Annotated in this window: 20 protein-coding genes; 13 read left to right on the top strand and 7 right to left on the bottom strand. The window is 48.0% G+C overall.

The window, feature by feature from the left end; translation table 11 throughout:
• Positions 1-121: 121 nt before the first annotated feature.
• The 8 genes from T411_RS0109585 (at position 122) to cobB (ending at position 8601) form a co-directional block, all read left to right on the top strand.
• Positions 122-1783 (top strand): 4Fe-4S dicluster domain-containing protein, encoded by a 1662-nt coding sequence (locus tag T411_RS0109585; protein WP_000933835.1) that lies wholly within the window; start codon positions 122-124, stop codon positions 1781-1783.
• Between the two features lie 25 nt (positions 1784-1808).
• The gene (locus tag T411_RS0109580; RefSeq protein WP_001889423.1) at positions 1809-2480 is read left to right on the top strand and encodes a TorD/DmsD family molecular chaperone; all 672 of its coding nucleotides are present in this window, start codon (positions 1809-1811) and stop codon (positions 2478-2480) included.
• 76 nt (positions 2481-2556) lie between these two features.
• Positions 2557-2754 (top strand): twin-arginine translocation signal domain-containing protein, encoded by a 198-nt coding sequence (locus T411_RS0109575; protein ID WP_000711977.1) that lies wholly within the window; start codon positions 2557-2559, stop codon positions 2752-2754.
• A gap of 11 nt (positions 2755-2765) precedes the next feature.
• Positions 2766-5621 carry a formate dehydrogenase subunit alpha gene (locus T411_RS0109570; protein ID WP_001236882.1) on the top strand — a complete coding sequence of 952 codons (2856 nt, stop codon included), beginning with the start codon at positions 2766-2768 and terminating at the stop codon, positions 5619-5621.
• A gap of 11 nt (positions 5622-5632) precedes the next feature.
• A complete protein-coding gene (gene fdh3B / locus T411_RS0109565; protein WP_000113430.1) occupies positions 5633-6241 on the top strand; it encodes a formate dehydrogenase FDH3 subunit beta in 609 nt (202 codons plus the stop codon).
• A 6-nt stretch (positions 6242-6247) separates the two neighbouring features.
• Positions 6248-7315, top strand: a complete 1068-nt coding sequence (locus T411_RS0109560; RefSeq protein ID WP_001249729.1) for a formate dehydrogenase subunit gamma — start codon at positions 6248-6250, stop codon at positions 7313-7315.
• On the top strand, positions 7302-7724 hold the full coding sequence (locus T411_RS0109555) for a hypothetical protein (RefSeq protein ID WP_001070819.1): 423 nt from the start codon (positions 7302-7304) through the stop codon (positions 7722-7724). Before T411_RS0109560 ends, T411_RS0109555 begins: the two co-directional genes overlap by 14 nt.
• A 136-nt stretch (positions 7725-7860) precedes the next feature.
• The gene (gene cobB / locus T411_RS0109550) at positions 7861-8601 is read left to right on the top strand and encodes a Sir2 family NAD+-dependent deacetylase (protein ID WP_000056950.1); all 741 of its coding nucleotides are present in this window, start codon (positions 7861-7863) and stop codon (positions 8599-8601) included.
• A 134-nt stretch (positions 8602-8735) separates the two neighbouring features.
• Here cobB and T411_RS0109545 read toward each other — a convergent pair whose 3' ends face one another.
• Positions 8736-9218, bottom strand: coding sequence for a YajQ family cyclic di-GMP-binding protein (locus T411_RS0109545; protein ID WP_001138886.1), 483 nt, complete (start codon positions 9216-9218; stop codon positions 8736-8738).
• An 11-nt stretch (positions 9219-9229) separates the two neighbouring features.
• Positions 9230-10291: a 3-deoxy-7-phosphoheptulonate synthase gene (locus tag T411_RS0109540; RefSeq protein ID WP_001128805.1), complete on the bottom strand. Its 1062-nt coding sequence runs from the start codon at positions 10289-10291 to the stop codon at positions 9230-9232.
• Between the two features lie 275 nt (positions 10292-10566).
• Here T411_RS0109540 and T411_RS0109535 point away from each other — a divergent pair, with 275 nt between their 5' ends.
• Positions 10567-11043, top strand: coding sequence for a PaaI family thioesterase (locus tag T411_RS0109535; RefSeq protein ID WP_000950840.1), 477 nt, complete (start codon positions 10567-10569; stop codon positions 11041-11043).
• Here the strand turns inward: T411_RS0109535 and T411_RS0109530 are convergent.
• Entirely contained in the window at positions 11036-12385 is a 1350-nt protein-coding gene (locus tag T411_RS0109530; RefSeq protein ID WP_000633844.1) for a hypothetical protein, read from the bottom strand. The two genes, T411_RS0109535 and T411_RS0109530, sit on opposite strands and share 8 nt — an antisense overlap.
• Before the next feature lie 101 nt (positions 12386-12486).
• On the opposite strand from T411_RS0109530, the gene T411_RS0109525 reads away from it, so the two are divergent.
• Complete coding sequence (locus tag T411_RS0109525; protein ID WP_000608142.1) at positions 12487-13320, top strand: CvfB family protein; 834 nt, start codon at positions 12487-12489, stop codon at positions 13318-13320.
• A gap of 181 nt (positions 13321-13501) precedes the next feature.
• Here the strand turns inward: T411_RS0109525 and rsmF are convergent, their stop codons facing one another.
• The 4 genes from rsmF to T411_RS0109505 all read right to left on the bottom strand — a co-directional run bounded on the left by rsmF (position 13502) and on the right by T411_RS0109505 (position 20782).
• Positions 13502-14923, bottom strand: coding sequence for a 16S rRNA (cytosine(1407)-C(5))-methyltransferase RsmF (gene rsmF, locus T411_RS0109520; protein ID WP_000553486.1), 1422 nt, complete (start codon positions 14921-14923; stop codon positions 13502-13504).
• 120 nt (positions 14924-15043) lie between these two features.
• The gene (locus tag T411_RS0109515; protein WP_000076860.1) at positions 15044-17683 is read right to left on the bottom strand and encodes a PqiB family protein; all 2640 of its coding nucleotides are present in this window, start codon (positions 17681-17683) and stop codon (positions 15044-15046) included.
• A gap of 9 nt (positions 17684-17692) precedes the next feature.
• Entirely contained in the window at positions 17693-18937 is a 1245-nt protein-coding gene (locus tag T411_RS0109510; protein WP_000204604.1) for a paraquat-inducible protein A, read from the bottom strand.
• Between the two features lie 48 nt (positions 18938-18985).
• The gene (locus tag T411_RS0109505; RefSeq protein ID WP_000220818.1) at positions 18986-20782 is read right to left on the bottom strand and encodes an ABC transporter ATP-binding protein; all 1797 of its coding nucleotides are present in this window, start codon (positions 20780-20782) and stop codon (positions 18986-18988) included.
• Between the two features lie 85 nt (positions 20783-20867).
• Between T411_RS0109505 and T411_RS0109500 the strand changes: the two genes are divergently transcribed.
• The 3 genes from T411_RS0109500 to prc all read left to right on the top strand — a co-directional run bounded on the left by T411_RS0109500 (position 20868) and on the right by prc (position 24083).
• On the top strand, positions 20868-21341 hold the full coding sequence (locus T411_RS0109500) for a GAF domain-containing protein (RefSeq protein ID WP_001911403.1): 474 nt from the start codon (positions 20868-20870) through the stop codon (positions 21339-21341).
• 100 nt (positions 21342-21441) lie between these two features.
• Entirely contained in the window at positions 21442-22068 is a 627-nt protein-coding gene (gene proQ / locus T411_RS0109495; RefSeq protein WP_000432038.1) for an RNA chaperone ProQ, read from the top strand.
• Positions 22069-22085: 17 nt separating this feature from the next.
• Positions 22086-24083, top strand: coding sequence for a carboxy terminal-processing peptidase (gene prc / locus T411_RS0109490; RefSeq protein WP_000650136.1), 1998 nt, complete (start codon positions 22086-22088; stop codon positions 24081-24083).
• Positions 24084-24229 lie beyond the last annotated feature (146 nt).

Genomic DNA, 24229 nt, shown 5'->3' with positions numbered 1-24229 from the left:
TCTCATCCCAGTTATCGATAAATTCTCTGATTTTTCAATAAAATAAATTTGGAACGCTATTTGCTTTAGCTTATGTAAAACGAGCCAACACGCTCGTGATTCTTATAAGCGGAAGCAAGCAATGTTAAACAACCTACTACAACAAGCGACGTCTCCAAACGGTCGGGCGAGACAGTATGCGATTGAGCATACGGTTGAGTTGACCAATCTTATTCCTCCTACCGTAAGTTACGAAAGTGGCGGCCATACCTTAATTATTGGACCCACTATGCTCATTGAGCGTATTACCGAGCCACTGAGCAGTATGGCTTCAATCACGCTCCTTTCTGTGGATGGTGAGCCTGGCACACAAAGCAATTTGTACTATGCCGATACGGTAGAAATCAGCGGTTTCCTCGGCGCCTTCTCGGTGAACGTAGAAAACCACGGTAAACGAGTCAATTTGGCGCAAGCCGCGATAGGTGGAAACAGCTTTGATATCGTATTGGATATGTCACTCAACGGTTTAATGAGTGAAGAAGTACCTGTACCCGGTTATTTTCCAGTAGGACGCGGTTATCCAAAGCTGGCGGATGCGCTGGAAGAGATCCCAACTCTGATGGGCACTTTCGATAAACCTAAGTATTTTCGCTTGGATCCCGATTTGTGCGCGCACAGTTCACGCGGTGTGAAAGGCTGTGAACGCTGTGTGGATGCATGTCCTGCTGGCGCACTGTCCAGTGAAGGTTCAGAGCAAACAGGGCATCGGATTCAAATTAACCCTTACCTGTGTCAGGGCGTCGGAACCTGTGCGACCGCTTGCCCGACGGAAGCGATTCACTACGCGCTGCCTAATCCTACCGATACGCAAAAATTTATTGAGCGATTACTGGCGAATTACCACCAAGCTGGCGGTGAAAAACCGATCGTGCTGATCTGCAGTTCTCGACATGAAAGTTACAACGTCATGGCACTTAAGGTATTACCAGATAACGTGATTCCTGTGGTGGTAGAAGAGCTGCCTTCTGTCGGTATCGACAGCTGGTTTGCTGCTTTAGTTAACGGTGCAACTCAAGTGTTGTTTGCCGCGAGCCGTCATATGCCGCCCACTATCCAGCGTATTCTCAACCAAGAAATGAGCATGGCGCAGAGCTTGCTGACTCACTTGGGTTTGCCCAAAGAGACGATTGATATTCTTTATCTCGAATCGCTACGCGAGGGGATGCCGGTACTGTGTGAACAGCCGCTTGGGCTTAAGTTGGGTGACTTAATCGGTAATAAGCGCGAACGTCTGTTTACCGCGCTGGATGCGTTAGCAGAAACACTCAATGCACAACCGAGCGTTCAACCACTCAGTATTAGCGCGCCTTACGGCACCATTGAATGCCAAGCAAGCGATTGTACTTTATGCATGAGCTGTGTTGCGGTTTGCCCAACGCGTGCACTGCATCCGGCGGGAGATAGCCCAGCACTACGCTTTATTGAACAAGACTGTGTGCAGTGCGGCTTGTGTGTCAAAGCTTGCCCTGAACAAGCGCTTAGCGCGACGCCACAACTCAACTGGAACAAAGCGGCACGCCAAGGTGTGGTGACTTTGCATCAAGAAGAACCCGCTAAGTGCCTGCGTTGCCATAAACCTTTCGCGCCACAATCCATGATTACCATGTTGCAAACCAAGTTACGCGGTCACTCACATTTCGCTACACCGGAAGCGCTCAATCGTATTGCGATGTGCGAAGACTGCCGGGTAGTCGACATGTTTGAAGCCATGGCACATGACCCTGAGCAGCAGCTCAAGTATTAAGGAGAAAGCAATGCAAGAGCAATCTATGCGTTCACAGTCAACACATTCACAGTCAATGCGTTCAGACATTTACCTGCTGCTCGCCACACTGCTGCGTGATGTGCCCTCAGCAGAGCTGCGCACCTTTCTAGCCGAATTGGACTTTGAGGCCAATGGCACCGAAATGGCGAAAGCGTGGCAGGCGATATCCGCCGCCGCACACAACGCTCAAGCGGACTCTTTGGCGGACGAGTATCTGGCTGAAGAGTATCAAGAGCTGTTTATTGGTATCGGTCGTGGTGAAGTGGTGCCTTTTGCCTCATGGCATCTAACTGGTTCATTGATGGAAAAGCCGCTGGCTGAGATTCGTCATGATTTGAGCCGCTTAGGGCTAGAGCGTGATGAGCAAGTGCGCGAGCCAGAAGATCACATTTCGGCGCTGTGCGAAACCATGGCTTATTTATGTGAGCAAAGTGGTGACGAGAACGCGGATGAGCAGACGCAACAAGCCTTCTTCAATCGCCATATCGCCCCTTGGTTTGGCAAACTGGTGAGCCAAATTCGTCAGGCTCCTCATGCCCAATTTTATTTAGCCGTCGCGCAGCTTCTGGACGCTTTTTTGAGTTTAGAACAAGTGGCGATGACACAAGCACCAAGCAGTCGCAAGAATCGTTATCGGATCGAGGTGAAAAACCTGACCGATAAAGCTGAGCAGTGAACAAACCGGAATTAAAAGCAGACGTCTTAAGACGCATAGCTAAGTTGCTAAAACTTAAGCAATAAGGAAGCAATCGATGAAAAAAGAGAACCAAGTAAACCAAAGCAGACGCGATCTGCTTAAAGGGTTAGGCACAGCGGCTGTCGCTGGCGCTGTCGTCGCGGGGGTCAGTACTCAAACGGTCGCCAGTGAAGCAAGTACCGAGAGCAAAGAGCCGCTGAAAAAAGGCTATCACGAAACTCAACACATTCGTGATTACTACAACACGCTATAGGAGCCAACCCGATGAGACTCATCAAACGTTCAGACAGCGTGACCAAAGAGCAAAATCAGCTCGGTATTAGCCGTCGTGCCTTTATGAAAAACACGTCACTGGCAGCGGGCGGAGCGGCGGTTGGTGCCTCTTTGTTTACGCCGGGCATGATCCGTAAAGCTCAGGCCAGCGACGTGGATCGCAGCGCAAAAACGGAAGTGAAGCGTACCATCTGTTCGCACTGTTCCGTCGGTTGCGGTATCTACGCTGAAGTACAAAACGGTGTTTGGACTGGCCAAGAGCCGGCTTTTGATCACCCATTCAACGCGGGCGGTCACTGTGCAAAAGGCGCAGCGTTACGTGAACACGGCCACGGTGAACGTCGCCTGAAATACCCAATGAAGCTCGAAGGCGGCAAGTGGAAGAAGATCTCTTGGGAACAAGCCATCAATGAAATTGGTGACAAAGCGCTGAAGATCCGTGAAGAGTCAGGCCCAGATTCGGTTTATTTTCTCGGCAGTGCTAAGCACAGTAACGAGCAGGCCTATCTGTTCCGTAAAATGGCTTCCCTGTGGGGCACCAACAACGTTGACCACCAAGCGCGTATTTGCCACTCCACCACGGTTGCGGGTGTAGCAAACACTTGGGGTTATGGTGCCATGACCAACTCATTCAATGACATGCACAACTGTAAGTCGATGCTGTTCATTGGATCTAACCCCGCCGAAGCTCACCCAGTCGCGATGCAGCACATTTTGATCGCAAAAGAGAAAAACAGCTGCAAAATCGTGGTTGCCGATCCTCGTCGTACCCGTACTGCAGCAAAAGCGGATTACTTTGTTTCCCTGCGCCCGGGTAGTGACGTAGCCTTTATTTGGGGCGTGCTGTGGCACGTGTTCAAAAATAACTGGGAAGACAAAGAGTACATCCGTCAACGTGTCTTCGGTATGGATGAAATCCGCGCGGAAGTGGCCAAATGGACACCAGCCGAAGTTGAGCGTGTCACTGGCGTAAGCGAAGAAGAAGTTTACACCACAGCGAAAATCCTAGCGGAAAACCGTCCGGGTTGTGTGATTTGGTGTATGGGCGGTACGCAACACACCACAGGTAACAACAATACTCGTGCGTACTGCATCCTTGAGTTGGCGCTGGGCAACATCGGTAAATCAGGCGGCGGTGCCAACATTTTCCGTGGTCACGATAACGTGCAAGGCGCAACCGACTTAGGTGTGCTTTCCGATACATTGCCGGGTTACTACGGTTTGACCGAAGGTTCATGGAAACACTGGGCAAGCGTATGGGGCGTGGATTTCGAGTGGATCAAAAACCGCTTTGACCAAGGCACTTATAACGGCGCATTGCCAATGGAAACTCCGGGGATCCCTGTCTCTCGTTGGATCGATGGTGTACTTGAAAACAAAGACAACCTTCAGCAACGTGAAAACATCCGCGCCATGTTCTATTGGGGTCATGCGGTGAACTCGCAAACCCGCGGCGTGGAAATGAAAAAGGCGATGCAAAAGCTGGATATGATGGTGATTGTTGACCCATACCCAACGGTTGCGGCGGTAATGAACGATCGCACCGATGGAGTGTATCTGCTTCCAGCGACCACTCAGTTTGAAACATACGGCAGTGTGACGGCGTCTAACCGTTCTATTCAGTGGCGTGATCAGGTGATTGAGCCGCTGTTTGAATCCAAACCTGATCACGAAATCATGTATCTGCTCAGTCAAAAACTGGGGATTGCAGATCAGTTGTGTAAACACATTCGGGTTGAGAACAATCAGCCACTGATTGAAGACATCACCCGTGAATTTAACCGCGGTATGTGGACGATTGGTTACACCGGACAAAGCCCAGAGCGCTTGAAAACACACCAACAGAACTGGCACACCTTCCACAAAACTACGTTGGCGGCCGAAGGTGGCCCTGCGCATGGCGATACTTACGGTATGCCTTGGCCATGTTGGGGAACGCCAGAGATGAAACACCCCGGCACACACATTCTTTACGATACCTCGAAAACCGTAGCCGAAGGTGGCGGTAACTTCCGTACCCGTTTTGGTGTGGAGTTTGAAGGTAAGAGTTTGCTGGCTGAAGATAGCTACTCGAAAGGGTGTGAGCTGCAAGACGGCTATCCAGAATTTAGCGATAAGCTGCTGAAACAACTCGGATGGTGGGATGATTTAACTGCGGAAGAGAAAGCGGCTGCAGAAGGTAAAAACTGGAAAACTGACCTTTCTGGCGGCATTCAGCGTGTCGCGATCAAACACGGCTGTATTCCATTTGGTAACGCGAAAGCGCGGGCGATTGTGTGGACATTCCCAGACCGCGTGCCGCTGCACCGTGAACCGCTGTATACACCACGTCGTGATCTACTCGCTGATTACCCGACGTGGGACGATCAAGCGTTTATTTTCCGTGTGCCAACCCTGTACAAATCGATTCAAGCGCAAGATAAATCAGTGGAATACCCGATCATTCTCACTTCAGGTCGCTTGGTCGAGTATGAAGGCGGTGGTGAAGAAACCCGCTCTAACCCTTGGCTAGCCGAACTACAACAAGAGATGTTTGTTGAAGTGAACCCGAAAGATGCCAACGATTTAGGCTTTATGGATGGTGATATGGTTTGGGTTGAAGGCGCAGAGAAAGGGCGCATCAAAGTCAAAGCCATGGTGACTCGTCGGGTGAAACCGGGCATGGCGTTCTTACCATTCCACTTTGGTGGCAAGTTCCAAGGGGAAGATCTGCGTCCAAAATACCCAGAAGGGACACAGCCTTATGTGGTTGGGGAAGCGGCAAACACCGCCACAACCTACGGCTACGATCCTGTCACCTTGATGCAAGAAACCAAAGTCACCCTCTGTAACATTCGTAAAGCGTAAGGAGCTTACCCATGGCAAGAATGAAATTCCTGTGTGACACCAAACGCTGTATCGAATGTAACGGCTGTGTCACGGCCTGTAAAAATGAAAACGATGATGCGCTGGAATGGGGCATCCAGCGTCGCCGCGTAGTCACGCTCAACGATGGTGAGCCGGGTGAAAACTCGATTTCCGTGGCTTGCATGCACTGTACCGATGCGCCTTGTATGGCGGTGTGTCCAGCAGACTGCTTTGTCCATACCGAAGATGGCATTGTGCTGCACAACAAAGATCTTTGTATCGGTTGTGGTTACTGCTTGTTTGCTTGTCCGTTTGGTGCGCCGCAGTTTCCGAAACAGGCGGCGTTTGGTGAGCGCGGTAAGATGGACAAATGTACCTTCTGTGCTGGCGGCCCTGAAACAGAGCCGGGTTCGGAAGAGGAACGTCGTAAATACGGAGCCAACCGTATTGCGGAAGGCAAACTGCCCATGTGCGCTTCTCTCTGTTCTACCAAAGCACTGCTAGCGGGGGATGCGGAGAAAATCTCCGATATTTTCCGTCAACGCGTAGTAGAACGCGGTGCGAAAGGTGCCGGTTGGACGAACGGTGAAGATCTCGCCTATGACGCAACTCGGAGTTAAGTGGCTATGAGACAACAACTTTCTCGCGCCACTCGTTTTGTGCTGCCTTTATTGGCAGCACTGCTGTGCTGGTTGGCTCAACCCGTGATGGCAGAAGAGAACGCAAAACCGGATGTGGTGCAAAAAGAGATGACCCAACTGGCGGGTGCAGACTTTTGGCGTCAGGTACGACAAGGCGAAGCGGGGTACACCACGTCTCAGTCTCCTGAACATGGCGTGTTGATCAGTAAACCGGGTGAAACTTGGTTTATCCTCAAAGAGAAATGGATGTCTCCGGCTGGTGCGGTGGCGATTTTCGGCAGCATAGCAATGGTCGTGCTAGCGTATATCGCAGTCGGTCCGCTGATGCTGAGTAAGCCGCGCACCGGACGTAAGCTCAATCGCTGGTCACGCTCAGATAGGGCGCTGCACTGGAGCATGGCGTTTACCTTCCTGACCTTGGCATTCAGTGGCTTGATGCTGGTGTACGGTAAGCACTTCTTAAAACCGTATATCCCGAGTGAGCTGTGGGGCTGGATCATCTATGCCGCGAAGCAGTATCACAACTACATGGGACCACTGTTTTTCATTTTGCTGATGTTTGTACTGCTCAAGTGGTGGCGCAAATCCATCTTCAATAAAGTGGATGTGCAGTGGTTTATGAAACTCGGTGGCATGGTTGGAAAATACAAAGGCACACATCCTTCAGCAGGCTTTTCCAATGCTGGGGAAAAAGCCATTTACTGGTTACTGATTGTGTTTGGAACCTTTGCGGCCATTAGTGGTTTGGTGCTCGACTTCCCGATCTTTGGTCAAACACGTCGTGATATGGAACTGTCGAACCTCATTCATATGCTCTCAGCGTTGATCTTAATCTGTGGCTTTATCTTCCATATTTATATCGGTCTGTTTGGTATGGAAGGCGCATTAGAAGGCATGGTGACCGGCAAAGTGGATGAAACGTGGGCGAAAGAGCATCATGACCTTTGGTATGAAGAAGTGAAACGCCGCGGTGAAATTGAAGAAGCCAGTACGGAATCTCAACCGGCCTCATTCAATCAAACGAAAGGAGAGGTGAGCCATGAATCAAGATAGAGCGCACAAGTCAGTGTGGTTTGTCTACATTGCAAGCTTGCTGACGCCATTCACCTGCTTGCTCTCGGGCGTGATTGGCATTATCTATGCGGGTTATCGATTGGATAAGAACCAAGACGGTGAGATAGCGAATTCCCATTACTATGGGCTCATTCGCAGTTTCTTCCTCTATCTCACATTCTTTGTGGTATTGATTGTGACGGTAGCGACCACGAACGGCATTATCATGGGTGTGAATCGCTACTGGATGCCGGAGCATTGGCTTGCCAAACTTGGGCATGGCATTCCTTATGTGGGCGCACTCATTGCCGTTGGAGCCATCTCTATTTGGATCTGGCGGATGATCCAAGGCATGCAGCAGTATCAAAATAACTTACCGCATTCTCCCTCCAAAGGGCCGAATTTGTAATACAGGTCTAGCGTTCAACACCCAGCACTCGCTGGGTGTTTTTATCCTTGTTACTACTATGGTCTAATCCCCGTATTCTAGGGTTGATAACGCTTCGGTGTTAAGCTTAAACAAAAGCCGAGAAAAGGAATGGGTTATGAGCTTACCGTATCGACATGTTGTGATACTGACTGGAGCAGGCATCTCTGCGGAGTCTGGTATTCAAACTTTCCGTGCTCAGGATGGGCTGTGGGAAAACCATCGAATCGAAGATGTGGCGACACCCGAAGGGTTTCAGCGTGATCCCGATATGGTGTTGGAGTTTTATAACCAGCGCCGCCGTAAGCTACTCTCTGACGCTATTCAGCCTAACCCTGCACACCTTGCTCTTGGCAAACTGGAAAAAGAGTTGCAGGGCAGTGTCACTGTGATTACCCAGAACATTGATAACTTGCACGAACGTGGCGGCAGCCAGAACATTATTCATATGCATGGAGAGCTGCTGAAAGCGCGCTGTCCTGAGTCCAATCAAACGGTCGAGCAAAAAGAGGATATCCGTCATGGCGATCTGTGCCACTGCTGCCAAATGCCTGCACAGATGCGCCCACACATTGTCTGGTTTGGTGAAATGCCGCTACGCATGGGCGATATTTACGCCGCGCTTGAACAAGCAGATCTGTTTGTGTCTATTGGCACCTCTGGGGTGGTTTATCCTGCGGCGGGGTTTGTGCATGACGCACGTATGCATGGCGCGCACACCATAGAGATCAATTTGGAGCCAAGTGCAGTGGAAAGCGAGTTTGCTGAGAAGCGCTATGGTAAAGCCAGTATTGAAGTGCCAAGGTTAGTGGAAGAAATCTTAGCCGCTCAGGCGCGAGCGAAAGAGAGTGCAGCTTAAGTGCCGTTGGTTATTTATGTGATGACTTGAGCAAGAATACTTGCATTTAACTCACAGCAACAACAAACGCCCCAAAAACGGGGCGTTTGTTTAAAGCGAAACTGTGTACTTCAATACACGTGTTTTATCTCAAACTATTCGCGGAAGTTATTGTATTGCAGCGGTTGCTCAAGGTTGGCCTCGCGCAGCATCGCCATCACTTCTTGCAAATCATCGCGCTTTTTGCCCGTGACGCGTACTTTGTCGCCTTGGATCGAAGCTTGCACTTTGATTTTGGCATCTTTGATCAGTTTGACGATTTTCTTCGCCAGTAGCGCTTCTAAACCTTGCTTGAATTCTGCTTCTTTGTACCAGTTTTTACCGATATGCACAGAATCCTTGGCTTTCATCGCACGAGCATCCACACCGCGTTTGGCGAGATTACCGCGCAAAATATCCATCATCTGACCGAGTTGGAAATCATCTTCGGCGGCCAGTTTTACGGTCTCTTCTTTCAGCTCAAAGCTCGCATCTACGTTACGAAAATCAAATCGGCTAGCGAGTTCACGCGTTGAGTTTTCGACTGCGTTACGCAGCTCAACCGCATCAATTTCTGAAACAATATCAAAAGAAGGCATGAGGTATTTCCTTAATGACGAGAACGACGGACTTTGATCGATTGAGCCAGCATATCAAGCATGGTGGCGGTATCTTTCCATCCTAAACAAGGATCGGTGATCGACAGACCATAAGTCAGATTATTGAGATCGTGCATTGGCTGATTGCCTTCCACAAGGAAGCTTTCCGCCATGATGCCCGCAATTTTGTGGCTGCCAGCTTCAATTTGCTGGCAAATATCGCGCGCGACATCCACTTGTTTACGGTGTTGTTTTTGACAGTTCGCGTGGCTGAAATCCACCACTAAACGCTCTGGTAAGTTGAATTGCGCCAACTGCTGGCAAGCTTCATTAATCGAAGCCGCATCAAAGTTTGGTCCGCTATCACCACCACGCAGAATAATATGACCAAATGGGTTACCACTGGTACGGTAAACCGTCATACGACCATTCTTATCTGGTGAATAGAAGTAATGTGACGCTTTGGCCGCGCGGATCGCATCAATCGCGATTTTCACATTACCGTTAGTGCCATTTTTAAAACCCACAGGGCAGGAGAGCGCAGAGGCCATCTCACGGTGAATTTGCGACTCAGTGGTACGCGCACCAATTGCGCCCCACGTGATAAGGTCCGCGATGTATTGGCCTGTGATCATATCAAGAAACTCGGTCGCGGTAGCCAATCCGAGCTTGTTTACATCAAGCAGCAACTTTCGCGCTTTATTGAGACCGGTTTCTAAAGCGTAAGAGCCATCTAAGTTTGGATCGGTGATCAGTCCTTTCCAACCCACCACAGTACGTGGTTTTTCGAAATAGGTCCGCATCACCACAAAAAGCTCATCAGTATAGTTTTCTTGTAGCGCAGCAAGGCGGCGAGCGTAGTCGAGTGCGGCATCGGTATCATGCACCGAACAAGGCCCCACTATCACTAATAGGCGATCATCTTCACCGGTAAGAATGCTTTCAATTTGGCGACGAGACTGCGCGATCCGTAGCGCAACTTCATCAGTGATAGGATGTGCGTGACTTAATTCTGCCGGAGTAGGCATAGGTCCCAATGCTTGGGTTCTTAATTCATCGGTTTTCAGTGGCATAGGAGCGCCTGTCCTTTTATTGCGAAGCGCTAAAGATAACGAATTTGTCAACGAGAATAAACCATTACGCCGAAAACAGCTGCGGAAAGGGGTGTAAATTGAAGTAAAAACCGAGCATTTGACCAAACCGCCTGCGTAACCCCATCACAACCAAGCAGACTTATCTCTTCACTTTGCTCAGAAAGCGTCGTGGCTCAGCATTTTGTTAACATTTGTTTGACATTTATTCGGCGATCGATTGAAGTGGTCGGACAACTTACTATTGCGGAGTTTTTATGCTGTCACCCTTAGCAAAAGCCAACCTCTGTCTTAATCTGTTCGGCTTTTTCAAAGTCCCTTTGATCTGGGCGTGTCGTCCGAAAATTCTTTCGCTAAACGATCAAGCGGTTGAGGTGCGTATCCCTCTGAAAAGACGCAATAAAAATCACCTCAATAGTATGTATTTCGGTGTACTTGCGGTGGGCGCCGATGTCGCGGGTGGTTACATGGCGATGCACAAAGCCAATCAACGCGGTAAATCGGTTTCCTTGGCGTTCAAATCGGTGAGAGGCGAATTTCACAAACGCCCAGAAGCTGCGGTGCATTTTCATTGTGTAGAAGGTGAGAAGATTGATCGCATGCTAGACGAAACAGCGCGTACCGGAGAGCGGGTTAACCAAGAAGTACACATTATTGCGACCTGTCCTACGCTGCATGGTGATGAGCCAATGGCGGAGTTTTGGTTAACCCTTTCACTGAAAATCGTTAAGTAAGTGGAATAGATTCGATGTCCACAATTCGACTACGGTTCAACACGATTTTCCAGCGGTAGTAAGTCGGCTCACCTTTATGGTGTTTTTCTTTCACGATCAGATTTAACAGATGGCGTTTTTCCACCGATTCGCGACTGACTTGTCCGTTGTTGAGCTGATAAATATGATTTGAGCCTTTATCCATCTGGCGCATGATGGCGCGCAAATCAATCATCATGGTTTCTCGTGTCTCTTCATAGCCACTCATGAAACGGGATGTCGACATTTCCGTATGAGAACGATAATGCAGGATCTGTTCTTCACGTTGCACAATACGTTTTTTCCGAATCGCTTGAATGCGATCCGGCAGCTCACTTAGCTTTTTGTAATCCAGCCACTCTTCTTTGTCGCCCACTTGCTTACCGGTCGTCGGGTCGAAGTAGTGACGTCGCCATTTTGCTTTTCCTTTGCTTATCCAGCGCCACAGCATATCGCGCAGGTCGTCTTTAAAGATTTCCCGAAGAGCATAGATAAAGGACATAGCAATGATGAATGAGGCGGTAATTTCTCCCCAGTAGTCACGCGCGGAAATGGCGGTAATGGTCACTGCCACCATAACTAAACCTGTTGCTAAACCTTTCACCGCACGTTTGGTGTTATTCCCCAGCGATGACACTTTTTCATTGAGGATGACCGGGTGCTCAATCAGGCGGCGCAGTAACCGCATTTTATTACTGAGACGAGTAATATCATGGTTGGCCTTATCTGAGTTGTACTGGTTAAGGGTGCGATGTGCTTGCTCTTTCTCAACCAGCGTGATCAACCTGTCTTTAATGGTTTTGTATTCATTATCACGGGTCATGTGCGCAATCATGGATAAGAAGCTCTGCTCAGTGTACCAAGAGAGGTAGTTATCAATGTTGGCGTAGTAACGCTTGAGTTGCTCTTCGTAAGGAATACTGCGGCGCAGGCGACGCAAAATATCCAGCGAAAGCTCAATTACGCTATCGACTTCTTCTGCCGTCACCGTATCGCTGGTGTTGTTGAGCTGAGAAACCGCTTTATCCAACGCAATCACATACTGATAAGCAAACAAGCTCAAGCTCACCCGATATTGGGTCGTCGAGAGATGGCCACGTTGAGCAAGGCGGCTGTGAACCAGAGGTAAAAGGATCTGGTCGCTGTAATAGGCACGCTGCTGGTGGATTGAACTGTAGAAAAACTCCGACTCCGAAATGACTTCGGGTGAAATATCCAACTCGCCAGGAATAAAGAGATACAAATTAAGATCGAGCTCTTTACTGCCCGTCATCTGGCTGACAATCGTCAAGGTTGCCGCATCTTGCTGTTGTACGGTAATCAACGAAAACTCCTGTAAAAATTGCCCGATTTATTGCTCGAATGCGAGAAAGCATAACAGAGATAACGTATAATCTCTGCAAATTTGCTGTGAGACAGTTTTATATGATTAACATTGGTCAAATTAATAGTTTAGAAGTGGTGAAATTCGCCGAATTTGGTGTTTTTTTGGATGCAGGAGAATACGGCACTACCTTGCTGCCTAAGCGTTTCGTGCCAGAAGGTATTGAAATTGGGCAGTTTATTGACGTTTTCTTGTATTTTGACTCTGAAAACCAACTCGCTGCCACAACTGAAACGCCAATCGCGCAAGTCGGCGAGTGGGGCTTAATGAAGATCGAGGGCGTAAATAGCACTGGGGCGTTTGCCAACTGGGGCATCAAAAACAAAGATCTGCTTATTCCATACAGTGAGCAGCGTGCCCGTTTTACCGCTGGCCAAACCGTCTTAGTTTACGTCTACACCGATAAAGCATCGGGGCGTATTGTCGGCACAACCAAGTTCAACAAGTGGCTTGATAAAACACCAGCGAAATACACGCCAAACCAACAAGTTGATTTACTGATTGCGGAACGTTCTGAACTTGGCTTCAAAGCGATTGTGAATGGCACACATTGGGGCATGATTTTCTCCTCAGATGTCTTTGGCAAGCTGTTCATCGGTAAGAAGCTCAAGGGCTACATCAAGAGTGTACGCGAAGATGGCAAAATCGACCTGTCCCTGCAAAAAGTAGGGGTAGAAAAAATGGATGAGCTCAGTACTAAGATCTTAGAAACCTTAGAGAAGAAAGGAGGTTTCTTACCGCTGAGCGATAAATCGACACCTGAAGCCATTTTTGCCACTTTTCGCACCAGTAAAGGCACGTTCAAAAAGACCATCGGCGGTTTGTATAAGCAAGGCAAAATCGTCATTGAAAATGATGGAATTCGTTTAGCCTAACCCTATCTTTCGTAAAAAGAACCCGAAAAAAAGGCCCAAAACGTAAGGTTTTAGGGCCTAGGGGAATGGCTCCAAAGAGCCTGCGCTAATGGAAAATCTAGTCAGTTGCTTAGTTCTAAGCCTAGTACAGATACTGAAATTAGCGACAGGTTTTTAGAATTTAATACTATAGTTCAGCCAATCAAAATAGATTTTTGTCTCTAACTAGCTCTCTTGGCAGTCCATTCTTCACGCGATTGCCTACCCATTTTCCTAACCCAATCACATCGTTAGCGTAACGGATGATCACTTCGCCTTGACCACTTTGTCCTTCTGGTCTGACATCTCTGCCCATAAACCATTCTCGTGCTTGCGTGGTATCCAGCTCGACACTGTGACTCGCACTTGAGGATGCAAGACAAGTCGCCACTTGATGCTGCCATCGATAACCCGATTTATGTGCTTCAGCAATTTTTATTCCCATGCGAGAAAAGCGTAGCTCACCCAATAAGGGCTCTAAAGCTTCGGGGAATAGCCACACATCATTATCGCGCAACCAGACCTGTGCATCCGAGGGCAGCTCGATACCAAGAGACTTGTGAAGTTGCTGAGCAATCTCCGCTTGCTGCTTATGGCTCGCTTTGTTAAACGGAAACTTGCCTAATCGCTTGTTGACCTCTGGCGTTGGCACGGAGGCTAGTTTACGAATTTTCGCGACAAAAAAGCCTTCACAATCGTACATTTGCGGAAAAATGTGCAGGAAGCCTTCTTCGGTAAGGGCGAGCGATGCGTGCTCAAATAAATTACCCAGTGATTCAAAGCTAACCGCATCACCATATGTCTGCTTTAAGTGCCAGCACACTTGCTGATTTTCTTCACGGCTCAAGGTACAGGTTGAATACACCAGCGTGCCGCCCACTTTGAGCGCCTGAAATGCGCTTTCAATTAAGGCTTTTTGAGTGTTGGCAATACTTTGAATCGACTCAAGGCTCCAGTTTTTCATCGCATCAGGATCTTTGCGAATTGTACCTTCACCAGAGCAGGGCGCGTCGATCAACACCGCATCAAAACGCTCAGGCAACCAACCTCCAAACACACAACCATCAAAATTACTTAGTGCGGTATTACGAATCCCACAGCGCTCAATGTTGGCGTGCAGCACTTTCACTCGGCTTGCGGAAAACTCATTGGCAACCAACACGCCTTGGTTGTCCATCAAGGCGGCCATTTGCGTGGTTTTCGAGCCCGGAGCCGCCGCCATATCCAACACAGAGTCATAGTGCGCATTCCCCATAAACAGGGCTGAAACGGGCATCATCGAACTGGCTTCTTGGATATAAAACAGCCCAGCCATATGCTCAGCGGTATTACCCAGCGGGACTAAGCTTTCATCGGCATCAATCCAAAACCCATTCTCACACCAAGGTACTGGCGTCAGTTGCCACTCTTTCTCAGCGGCGCGCTGACAAAACTCTGCGACAGAAATTTTGAGTGTATTAACGCGAATACTTTTGCGCAGAGGCCTTTGGCAAGCTGCAATAAAATCAGCAAGCTGAGTGGGATCTGGCAGTATTTTCGCCATCGACGCGATGAATGGTTCGGGAAGGGAAATGTTCGGATGCACAAGCGAGTTCCGTAGATGAATAAGGGCGGCGATTATAACCAGATAAGGCGGTGACATAAAGGATCGCCGAAAAGTAGAAAAGCAGCACAAGGCTGCTTTTCTTCACGTTATCTTTTGCGACTAAGGCTTAGGGATCGGTGTGCGCCACTTGGTCCATTCCTCTTGGGCTTGAGGGTAGAGGTAGAAAGTATGCCCTTCAGGCGCCGCCGGCGTTAGCTGTTTCTGCTCTGGCGTCGCGAAGGTGATCCCGCCGCGCAACATGCTGTCAAAAGTACCGGCTTTCACATTCGCACCAGTAATACCAATCGACATATCGAGCCCAGAGACATTCCAGAATACGCTGTTTTGACGCAGCAAATAGGTGTACTGCGGAGCTATACGAATGGTGGTGATCACGCGGTCGGCAAATTCACCTAAACGTACATCAATCACTTTGCCCACTTCAATATCACGATACAGAATCGGGGTGCCCACACTCACCGAGCCGCGTTTTTCACTCTGCAAAGTGTAAGTATTGCCAGCACCACCATGGCGCGCCTCTTTGTGCAGTTCAAACTCAAAACGACTTTCACCATTGCCAGGTTGTACTTCAATGCTTTGTCCCAACAGGTTCTGCACGTTTTCAATACCGCTTAGGCCAATTTTGGCTTGCGAAAGCCAGAATTGTGAATTCTGCTTGGCAATTTTCGGGGCGTATTGTGGCTCGATACGCGCGGCGAGTTTGACGAAATCCGATTCAAAATCAGGAATGATTTCAAATACCTCGCCAATTTGTACGCCTTGGTATTGCACTGGCGTGCCCACTTTGACTCCCAATGTGCCAAGTGCGGTCAGCGTGATTTTCTCACCATAGCGACGTGCATGATCATAGTCGCTGTAGAGTTTCCACATCGAACCGACTTTGTTTTCAATTCCGGGCAGATTATCAAAGGCGATGCCACCACGGATCAGAGTTTGTAATGGTGCGGCTTTTACATCTACGCCATCCATCGACGCTTTGATTTCTACGCCAGAGCGGTTCCAAAAGACCGTATCTGGTGTCAATAAATGCTGATACTGCTTTTCGATGGTCGCTTCAATCTGCACGCCTTTAGGCGTAAGAGTAAAGCCCGAGATACTGCCGACTTTCAAATTGCGATACAAAAGGGGAGAGCCAGCATTGATTGAAGGCAGCTCATGAGCAAACAGCGTTAATGAACGAGAGCCTGACTGATTGTATTTCGCCAATTCAGCCAGAGACTGACTCGAGTAGAGTCGATACTGTTCAAGCGGTGTGCTACTGCCTTCACTGGCAAAACTGATCGACCCAAGCAACAGTTGTTTCGCAGGTGGAATAGAAACAGAAAGTCCCGATTCCGTAAGCTCAGCCGCTGCACTTCCAGTGACGTAGAAACGGTTTTGGGAGCGGATCAACGCGCCATATTGCTCATCAATCAATACGTTAAACTCAACATAATCGAGTTTAAGATTCACGGCAGTAACGCTACCTACGGCCACGCCGCGATACAAAATCGGGGTTCCCGCTTCTAAACCAAATGAGTTATCTGCCACAAGATTGAAACTGATGCTGTTGGAGCGCGCATACTTAAATTCATTTTTGCGTACGGCCTGAAAGTTACGCGTGCGCTCTCCGGCTCCGGGGATCAGGGTGAGGTAGTTACCCTTCACAAGATTGGTCAGGTTTTCTACCCCAGTTAAAGAGACTTGTGCTTCTTCAAGAACAAACTGGCTGCCCTGATTCAGCATATCGCTAAACGCAGGCTGAATCGCAGCAGAGGCCACGATACTTTTGCGGTTTTCGGTTAGCTGTAAATCGGTAATTTGGCCAATCTCAATACCACGATACATGATGGGGGCGCCGGACGCTGAGATGTTGTTGTCATCCGGTAAAGTGATCGATACCGCAATACCGCGCCCCGCGGTTTTTAAATCGCGATACAGACGAAACTGCGCATTTTGCTCTACGGGTTTGCCTTCATCAGGTGAGTCGACCGCAATCGAGCCGCCAATCAGCGCGCTTAAGCTTTCTAGACGAACATCGACCCCTTCAAAGCCGATACTGGCACCAATACCACTCACGTTCCAAAAGCGGCTTTCCGTATTAATGATGTGTTGGTACTCCTCTTTGATCGAGGCTTGGATAATCACCGACTGCGCATCATCATCCAACTGATAGCTAAACACTTCACCAATCGGGATTTTTTTATACACAATCTGCGAGCCGACCGAGATGCCACCTAAATCGCGAGCTTTGAGAGAAATGGTCAAGCCGCGTTGTGCCAGTAGATCCGAGGGGGCTGAGTCCAGTGCTTGATATTGTGTTGGATAATCCTCTTGATGCGTTGAACCCGGTTGGATCGCAATATAGTTTCCTGATACAAGCGCATCTAGCCCAGAAACGCCGGATAAACTCGCCGTCGGTTTGACCATCCAAAAACGCGTTTGATTGGAGAGAAGCTTAGTGGCTTCAGGATAAATATCCGCCTCGACGTAGATGCTATCCAATCCTTCAGAGAGTTTGATGTCGCGCACCATCCCCACTTCCAATCCTTGATAGCGAATGGTGGTTCGACCTGCGATTAAGCCTTGCGCGTTTTCAAAATGAATTTGAATCCGCACTCCAGCATCATGCACCGCTTTAAACACCAGCCAACCCGCTAAAATCATGGTCACTATGGGTAAGATCCACAACGGAGAGATGCCCCGACGTTTGCGGATTTCCGGTGTGTATGACGTTTGCGTTGTATTTTCTTGACTCATTCAAACAACCTATTGTTGAGTACGAGTGGAGTCGGGCTCATCCCACAGTAAGCGCGGATCTAAACTTTCCGCGGCTAACATGGTGAGCACCACGACCATACCAAAAGCGACAGCCCCGTAACCGGGAGTAAAATCGAGGATCTGACCTCGGTCAACCAATGTCAGCATGATAGAGATGACAAACAGATCCATCACCGACCATTTGCCAATCCATTTGATGCCACGATAAATCATCATACGTTGACGCTGATGCACGTGACGTTTCAGTTTGATGGCCATTAAGAGATAGGCGAGGCCAATGATTTTGATCACGGGAACCACAATACTGGCGACAAAGATGATCAGCGCAATACCCCACATGCCATTTTTCACGAGCGAAGCCACACCAGAAAAAATCGTATCTTCCAAGCGCTGACCATTGGTGATCAAAATAGAAATAGGGATCAAGTTAGCAGGAAAAATCGCCACCGTTGCTGCTAAAACATAAGCCCATGTTCGTTCTATAGAGTTAGGTTTTCTGTGGTAAAGCTTGTGCTGACAGCGAACACAGTGACCATTTTCTGGCTGTGAAAGGTGGCAGTTATGGCAATGCACCTGCTTGACGGGCAAATCATATTCCGTTTCAGCTTGCCAGGTTTCCCAATAGCGGCGAGTACTGATACGACTAAGCAGTAAGACCGTAAACAGTTGCAGAAGCACCAACCCTAATAATCCGGGGCCGATAAAAATATCGGAGTAATCTTTTAGCTTAAAGCAGGACACGGCCACGCTAACCAGGAACACATCGATCATGACCCAGACTTTGAGATGATGAATAAAGAGCAATGAGTAACGCAGGGTCTGAAAATAGCGAAAACGCAGGGCGAGATGAGCACTGACTACACTCAAACATAAAACCAGTGGCGCAATCGAGCTACAAAACAGCACCAATAACGCCAAGGCGATGTAACCTTCATCCCACAAAGCGAATACACCTTGCGGCAAGGTGGCTGGGATCATCACACCAAACAGTCGAATATCGATGTAACTGAAAAAGTGGGAAGGAATAAACAGCAGCAAACAAGTGACCGCAAGAGCAAGATCGCCGGAGAGAGAAGGGCTACCGCCACGATAAAGTAGCGTGCCACAACGGGGGCAATGAGCGCTGTGGGCTTGGTCAACCGTAATCGCATCAATAGGCAGTTCGCAGCCGGGGCACAAACGAACTTGACCCGACTGCGATGCATGATGAGATAAAGAGGATGAGGAGGTCATAGGCGGACAACACAATAGGAGCCGCCATTAACACCATTAGTAACACCATTAGTGCTGCGACTGAACACTCCCATAAAGGGTTTGGTACAAGCCTTCTTGTTCGAGTAACTCGTGGTGAGTTCCTGACTGGCTGACATGTCCATCTTCCAATACATAAATTAAGTCCGCTTGTTTCACCGCTGAGAGGCGATGGGCAACAATCAAGGTAGTTCGACCATGCAAAAACTTTGACAACGCAAGGTGCAATGCGGCTTCAGTAGCCGTATCCAAGGCGGAAGTGGCTTCATCCAAAATAACGAATTTTGGATTACTCAGCACCATACGCGCAATCGCTAGCCGCTGTCTTTGTCCGCCTGACAATCGAATGCCATTACGACCAATTTGGCTCTCTAACCCTTGGTCGAGTTTGGTGATCACATCTTGCAGTTGGGCGATGTCCAACGCTTGCCACAAGACATCATCGCTAAATTGACCACCAAGGGTCAGATTATGCCGCAAAGTGTCATTAAACAGTATAGGTTGTTGTAAAACAACGGCAATTTGATCGCGAATCACGTCAAAGCTAATGTCATCACAGTGTTGTCCATTAAAGCGGATTGCGCCACTTTGCGCGCGATAAACGCCAATTAAGAGCTGAATCAGCGTCGATTTCCCTCCGCCACTGGCTCCGACTAACGCCACCTTTTTCCCCGCTGGGATATGAAGTGACAAATCATTCAGGACTTGGCTTTCACCATCGTAGGAGAAATGGATATTGTTGATCTCAATATCGACTTCTCCCGGCTGAGTAAAGGGATTGACTTTGCTGATGGGTCGGTACTCTTCTTCTAGCTCTAATAAGCTATTGATTCTTTTCAAAGCGGCCTTAGCGGCATACCAAGAAAACTGGATACCCAACAGCTCTTGCACCGGGCTGAGCATAAACCACAAGTAGCCAAACACCGCGAAAATCTGGCCTATGGTAAGGTCACTGAACACCACCATTAACATGGCTACGGCACGAAACAGCTCAAAACCGAGTAAAAACAGTAAGAAGGAGAGGCGACCAGCGGCTTCAGATTGCCATGCGTATTTGTCAGCATTTTCGCGTACTGCGTCCGCATCGCTGATGAGGCGGTTGAGGAACTCGCGCTCCTTGTTTGCGGCACGCAACTGATAGATACCATCTAACGTTTCCACTAAGCGGTTTTGAAAACGCTCAAACGCTTGGTTTTCGCGTTTTTTCAAATGTTTAACTTGGCTGCCTAGCATCCGAGAAAAGTAGATAACAATCGGGTTCACTAACAGAATAAACAGGCCAAGTCGCCACTCCAACCAAAGCAATACAATGGCGGTACCAATCACAGTAAGCAAAGAAATCAAAAACTTACTCAGTGTAGAGCCAATAAACTGGTCGATGGTTTCAATATCTGTGATGAGGTGAGCGTTAATCCCGCCACTGCCGCGCGTTTCATACTGACGAATACTGAGCCGCCCCAGCTTTTCAATCATCTTACGGCGCATTTCGTAAGTGATGGTTTTGGAAACCAAAGTAAACTGACGACTTTGTAGGATATTCAACAACTGACTGGCAATACGCATCACCACCACCATCAGCAAAGTCAGCATGATGTAACCCGTTGCGGTCTGCCACCCTTGTGGCAGGAACTGGTTCATCACCTCCACACCTTTTGCCGGATGATTGAGCAGCACTTCATCCACCATTAACGGCATGAGCAGTGGGATAGGAACACTGATTAGCGTCGCGACGACGGCAATAAAGTTAGCAAACAACAGTTTGGCGCGATGTTTTTTTACTTGAGTTATCAGCCAAGAGCGGCTAATAGTGTCGTTGAAATACGTCATATTAATGAGAATGCATCCTATTTTAGTGATGCGCATTGTACGTAGTTCGCGAAGTGAAGTCTTTATTTTTCAAATGGAAGTTATTATGAACCTAGAACAGTACCAACGCCTCACCAAGCAAGCGGTCGCTTTATTAGAAGGTGAAACCAATCTCATCGCAAACCTTGCCAACTTAAGTGCGTTACTGAATATGGAACTCACCGAGCTCAACTGGGTGGGTTTTTATTTAATGCAAGAGAACGAGTTGGTATTGGGCCCATTTCAGGGCAAACCCGCTTGCGTGCGCATTCCCGTAGGCAGGGGAGTTTGTGGTACTGCAGTTGCAGAAAATAAGGTTCAACGTGTGTACGACGTTCATCAATTCGAAGGTCATATTGCTTGTGATGCCGCGAGTAACTCAGAAATCGTTATCCCATTCTCGATTAACGGAAAAGTCGCCGGAGTGTTGGACATTGACAGTCCAAACATTGGTCGTTTCAGTGAAATTGACGAGCAAGGCCTAACCTATTTGATGAGCGAAGTAGAAAAGCTGCTCAATTCACAGGCTAATAAGGCATAAATTGCCCTTTGCCTGTGGTTTTTCCTTTGCAGGTCTTTATAATACCGCACATATTTACACATCAATGTTTGGCGGGCAGCCGCAATAACCAGGAATCCTCATGGAAAACACTGAAAAGTTAAAAAACAGCAAAGAAGTGATCGCGTACATTGCTGAATGTTTCCCTAACTGCTTTACTTTAGAAGGTGAAGCAAAGCCTCTGAAAATTGGTATTTTTCAGGATCTTGCTGATCGCTTGAATGACGACCCTAAAGTAAGCAAAACTCAGCTTCGTGCCGCGTTAAGACAATACACCTCTTCTTGGCGTTATTTACATGGTGTAAAACCTGGCGCAACTCGTGTTGATTTGGACGGAAACCCTTGTGGTGAGCTGGAAGAACAGCACGTAGAACACGCACAAGCGGCACTGGCGGAGAGCAAAGCTCGCGTAGAAGCTCGTCGTAAAGAACAAGTAAAGAAAGTGCGTGAAGAAGCGAAAGCGAACAAGCCAAAGGCGAAAAAGCCACAGCAAGCTCGCCGTCCGCAAAACGCACCGAAAGTGGAGAAAAAGCCTGTAGAAACTCGCGCACTGGCTGCGTCTGAGCTTAACGTTGGCAATCAAGTCAATGTGAATATGGGTAAAGGCAACATGGCTGCGACCATCGTTGAAGTCAATAAGGAAGATGTGCGTGTTCAACTTGCCAACGGCCTACAAATGGTTGTGAAAGCGGAGCACTTGCGCGCATAAAGGAGATACTCCTACGCATGAAATGCCGTTCAAAAATATCTCTGATTGCTGCTAGCCTATGGCTGGCAGCCTTTTCAGCTCAGGCTCTAGAAGCCAAACTCAAACCAGAAGATCTCCCTCTTCTTGTTCCTGAAGCTCAACACGCAACGGCAGCGAAACGTGTTACCTCACGTTTTACCCGTTCTCATTACAAACAATTCAATTTAGACGACCAGTTTTCTCAAGCCATGTTTGAACGCTACCTTGAGATGCTAGATTACAGTCGAAATATCTTTACTCAAGCGGACATAGACAGCTTCAAAGCTTGGTCTTTGCAATTGGATGACCAATTAAAAGCAGGTGACAATCAAATCGCTTACGATCTGTATAACCTGTCAATGGAAAAACGTTTTGAGCGCTTTCAATACGCACTTTCTCTGCTTGATCAAGAGATGACGTTTGATGCTGATGAGTCTATTGAGCTTGATCGCACGAAATCGCCTTGGCCAAAAGATCTTAAAGAGATTAACGAGCTGTGGAGACAACGAGTTAAATACGATGCGTTAAGCTTGAAACTGGCAGGTAAAGAGTGGCCAGAAATCAAAGAAACGCTCGATAAACGCTACAACAATGCCATCAAGCGCCTCACACAGACAAAAAGTGAAGACGTATTTCAAACTTATATGAATGCGTTTGCTCGTGAAGTTGATCCGCATACCAGCTATTTGTCACCGCGTAACGCAGAACAATTCCAATCTGAAATGAATCTCTCGTTGGAAGGAATTGGTGCCGTGTTACAAATGACCGACGATTACACCATCATCCGCTCATTGGTTGCAGGTGGTCCTGCAGCATTGAGCAAACAATTGGGTGAGGGTGACCGCATTATCGGCGTCGGTCAAGAAGGCGAAGATGTGGTTGATGTAGTCGGTTGGCGATTAGACGATGTCGTTCAACTGATTAAAGGACCTAAAGGTAGCAAGGTGAAACTGCTCGTGTTACCTGAAGGCAAAGACGCAAAAAGTCACGTTGTCACTATTGTGCGAGATAAAATTCGCTTAGAAGATCGCGCCGTAAAATCTGAAGTGATTGAAAAAGCAGGGAAGAAAATTGGTGTACTAGAAGTACCGAGTTTCTACGTTGGCTTAGCTCAAGACACGGAAAAACTACTGGCGGAGCTAAAAGCGAAAAAAGTCGACGGCATTATTGTTGATTTACGCAATAACGGTGGTGGTGCATTAACCGAAGCTACCGCGCTTTCTGGTTTGTTCATTACCAGTGGCCCTGTAGTTCAGGTGCGTGATAGCTATGGTCGAGTCAACGTTAACTCGGATACCGATGGTAGCATTAGCTATAGCGGACCAATGACCGTGCTGATTAACCGCTACAGTGCATCGGCTTCAGAAATCTTTGCTGCCGCAATGCAAGACTACGGCCGCGCGATCATTCTCGGTGAGAACTCATTTGGTAAAGGTACCGTACAGCAGCATCGCTCTCTCAATCATATCTATGATTTGTTTGATAAAGAGCTTGGCTACGTACAATACACGATTCAAAAATTTTACCGTATTGATGGTGGTAGTACCCAAAACAAAGGTGTCGTCCCTGATATCGCGTATCCCACCGCGATTGACCCTTCCGAAACAGGGGAAAGTGTTGAAGATAACGCACTACCGTGGGACAGCATTGATGAAGCAAAATATGAGCGTTTGAATAACTTCAACACCATCATTGCTAGCTTGGAAGCTAAACACCAACAACGTGTCGCGAATGATTTAGAATTTGGTTTTATCGAGCAAGATATTGCGAAATACCGTGCAGAGAAAGATGACAACCTACTTTCGCTGAATGAAAAAGTACGCAAAGAAGAGAGTGCTAAGGCTGATGAAGAGCGCTTAGCTCGCATCAATCAACGCCAAAAAGCGTTAGGTAAATCGACCTATGCGAGCTTGCAAGATATACCGAAAGATTATGAAGCACCGGATGCTTATCTCGATGAATCGGTTAACATTATGCTTGACATGATATCGCGATAATTCATTGATTTACTTTATCTTTAATCAAAACGGACCTTATGGTCCGTTTTTTTACACTTTTTTAATTCGTAAAATTAATGTGATGAACATCAAATAATTTCGCATTTCATGCACTCAATGCCTACGCTTACAAAAAATGTGAGGAG

It is taken from the genome of Vibrio cholerae ATCC 14035, from assembly GCF_000621645.1.
Lineage (GTDB): Bacteria > Pseudomonadota > Gammaproteobacteria > Enterobacterales > Vibrionaceae > Vibrio > Vibrio cholerae.
The sequence above is the reverse complement of the archived record's forward strand: the minus strand, read 5'-3'. Positions and strand labels throughout refer to the sequence as shown.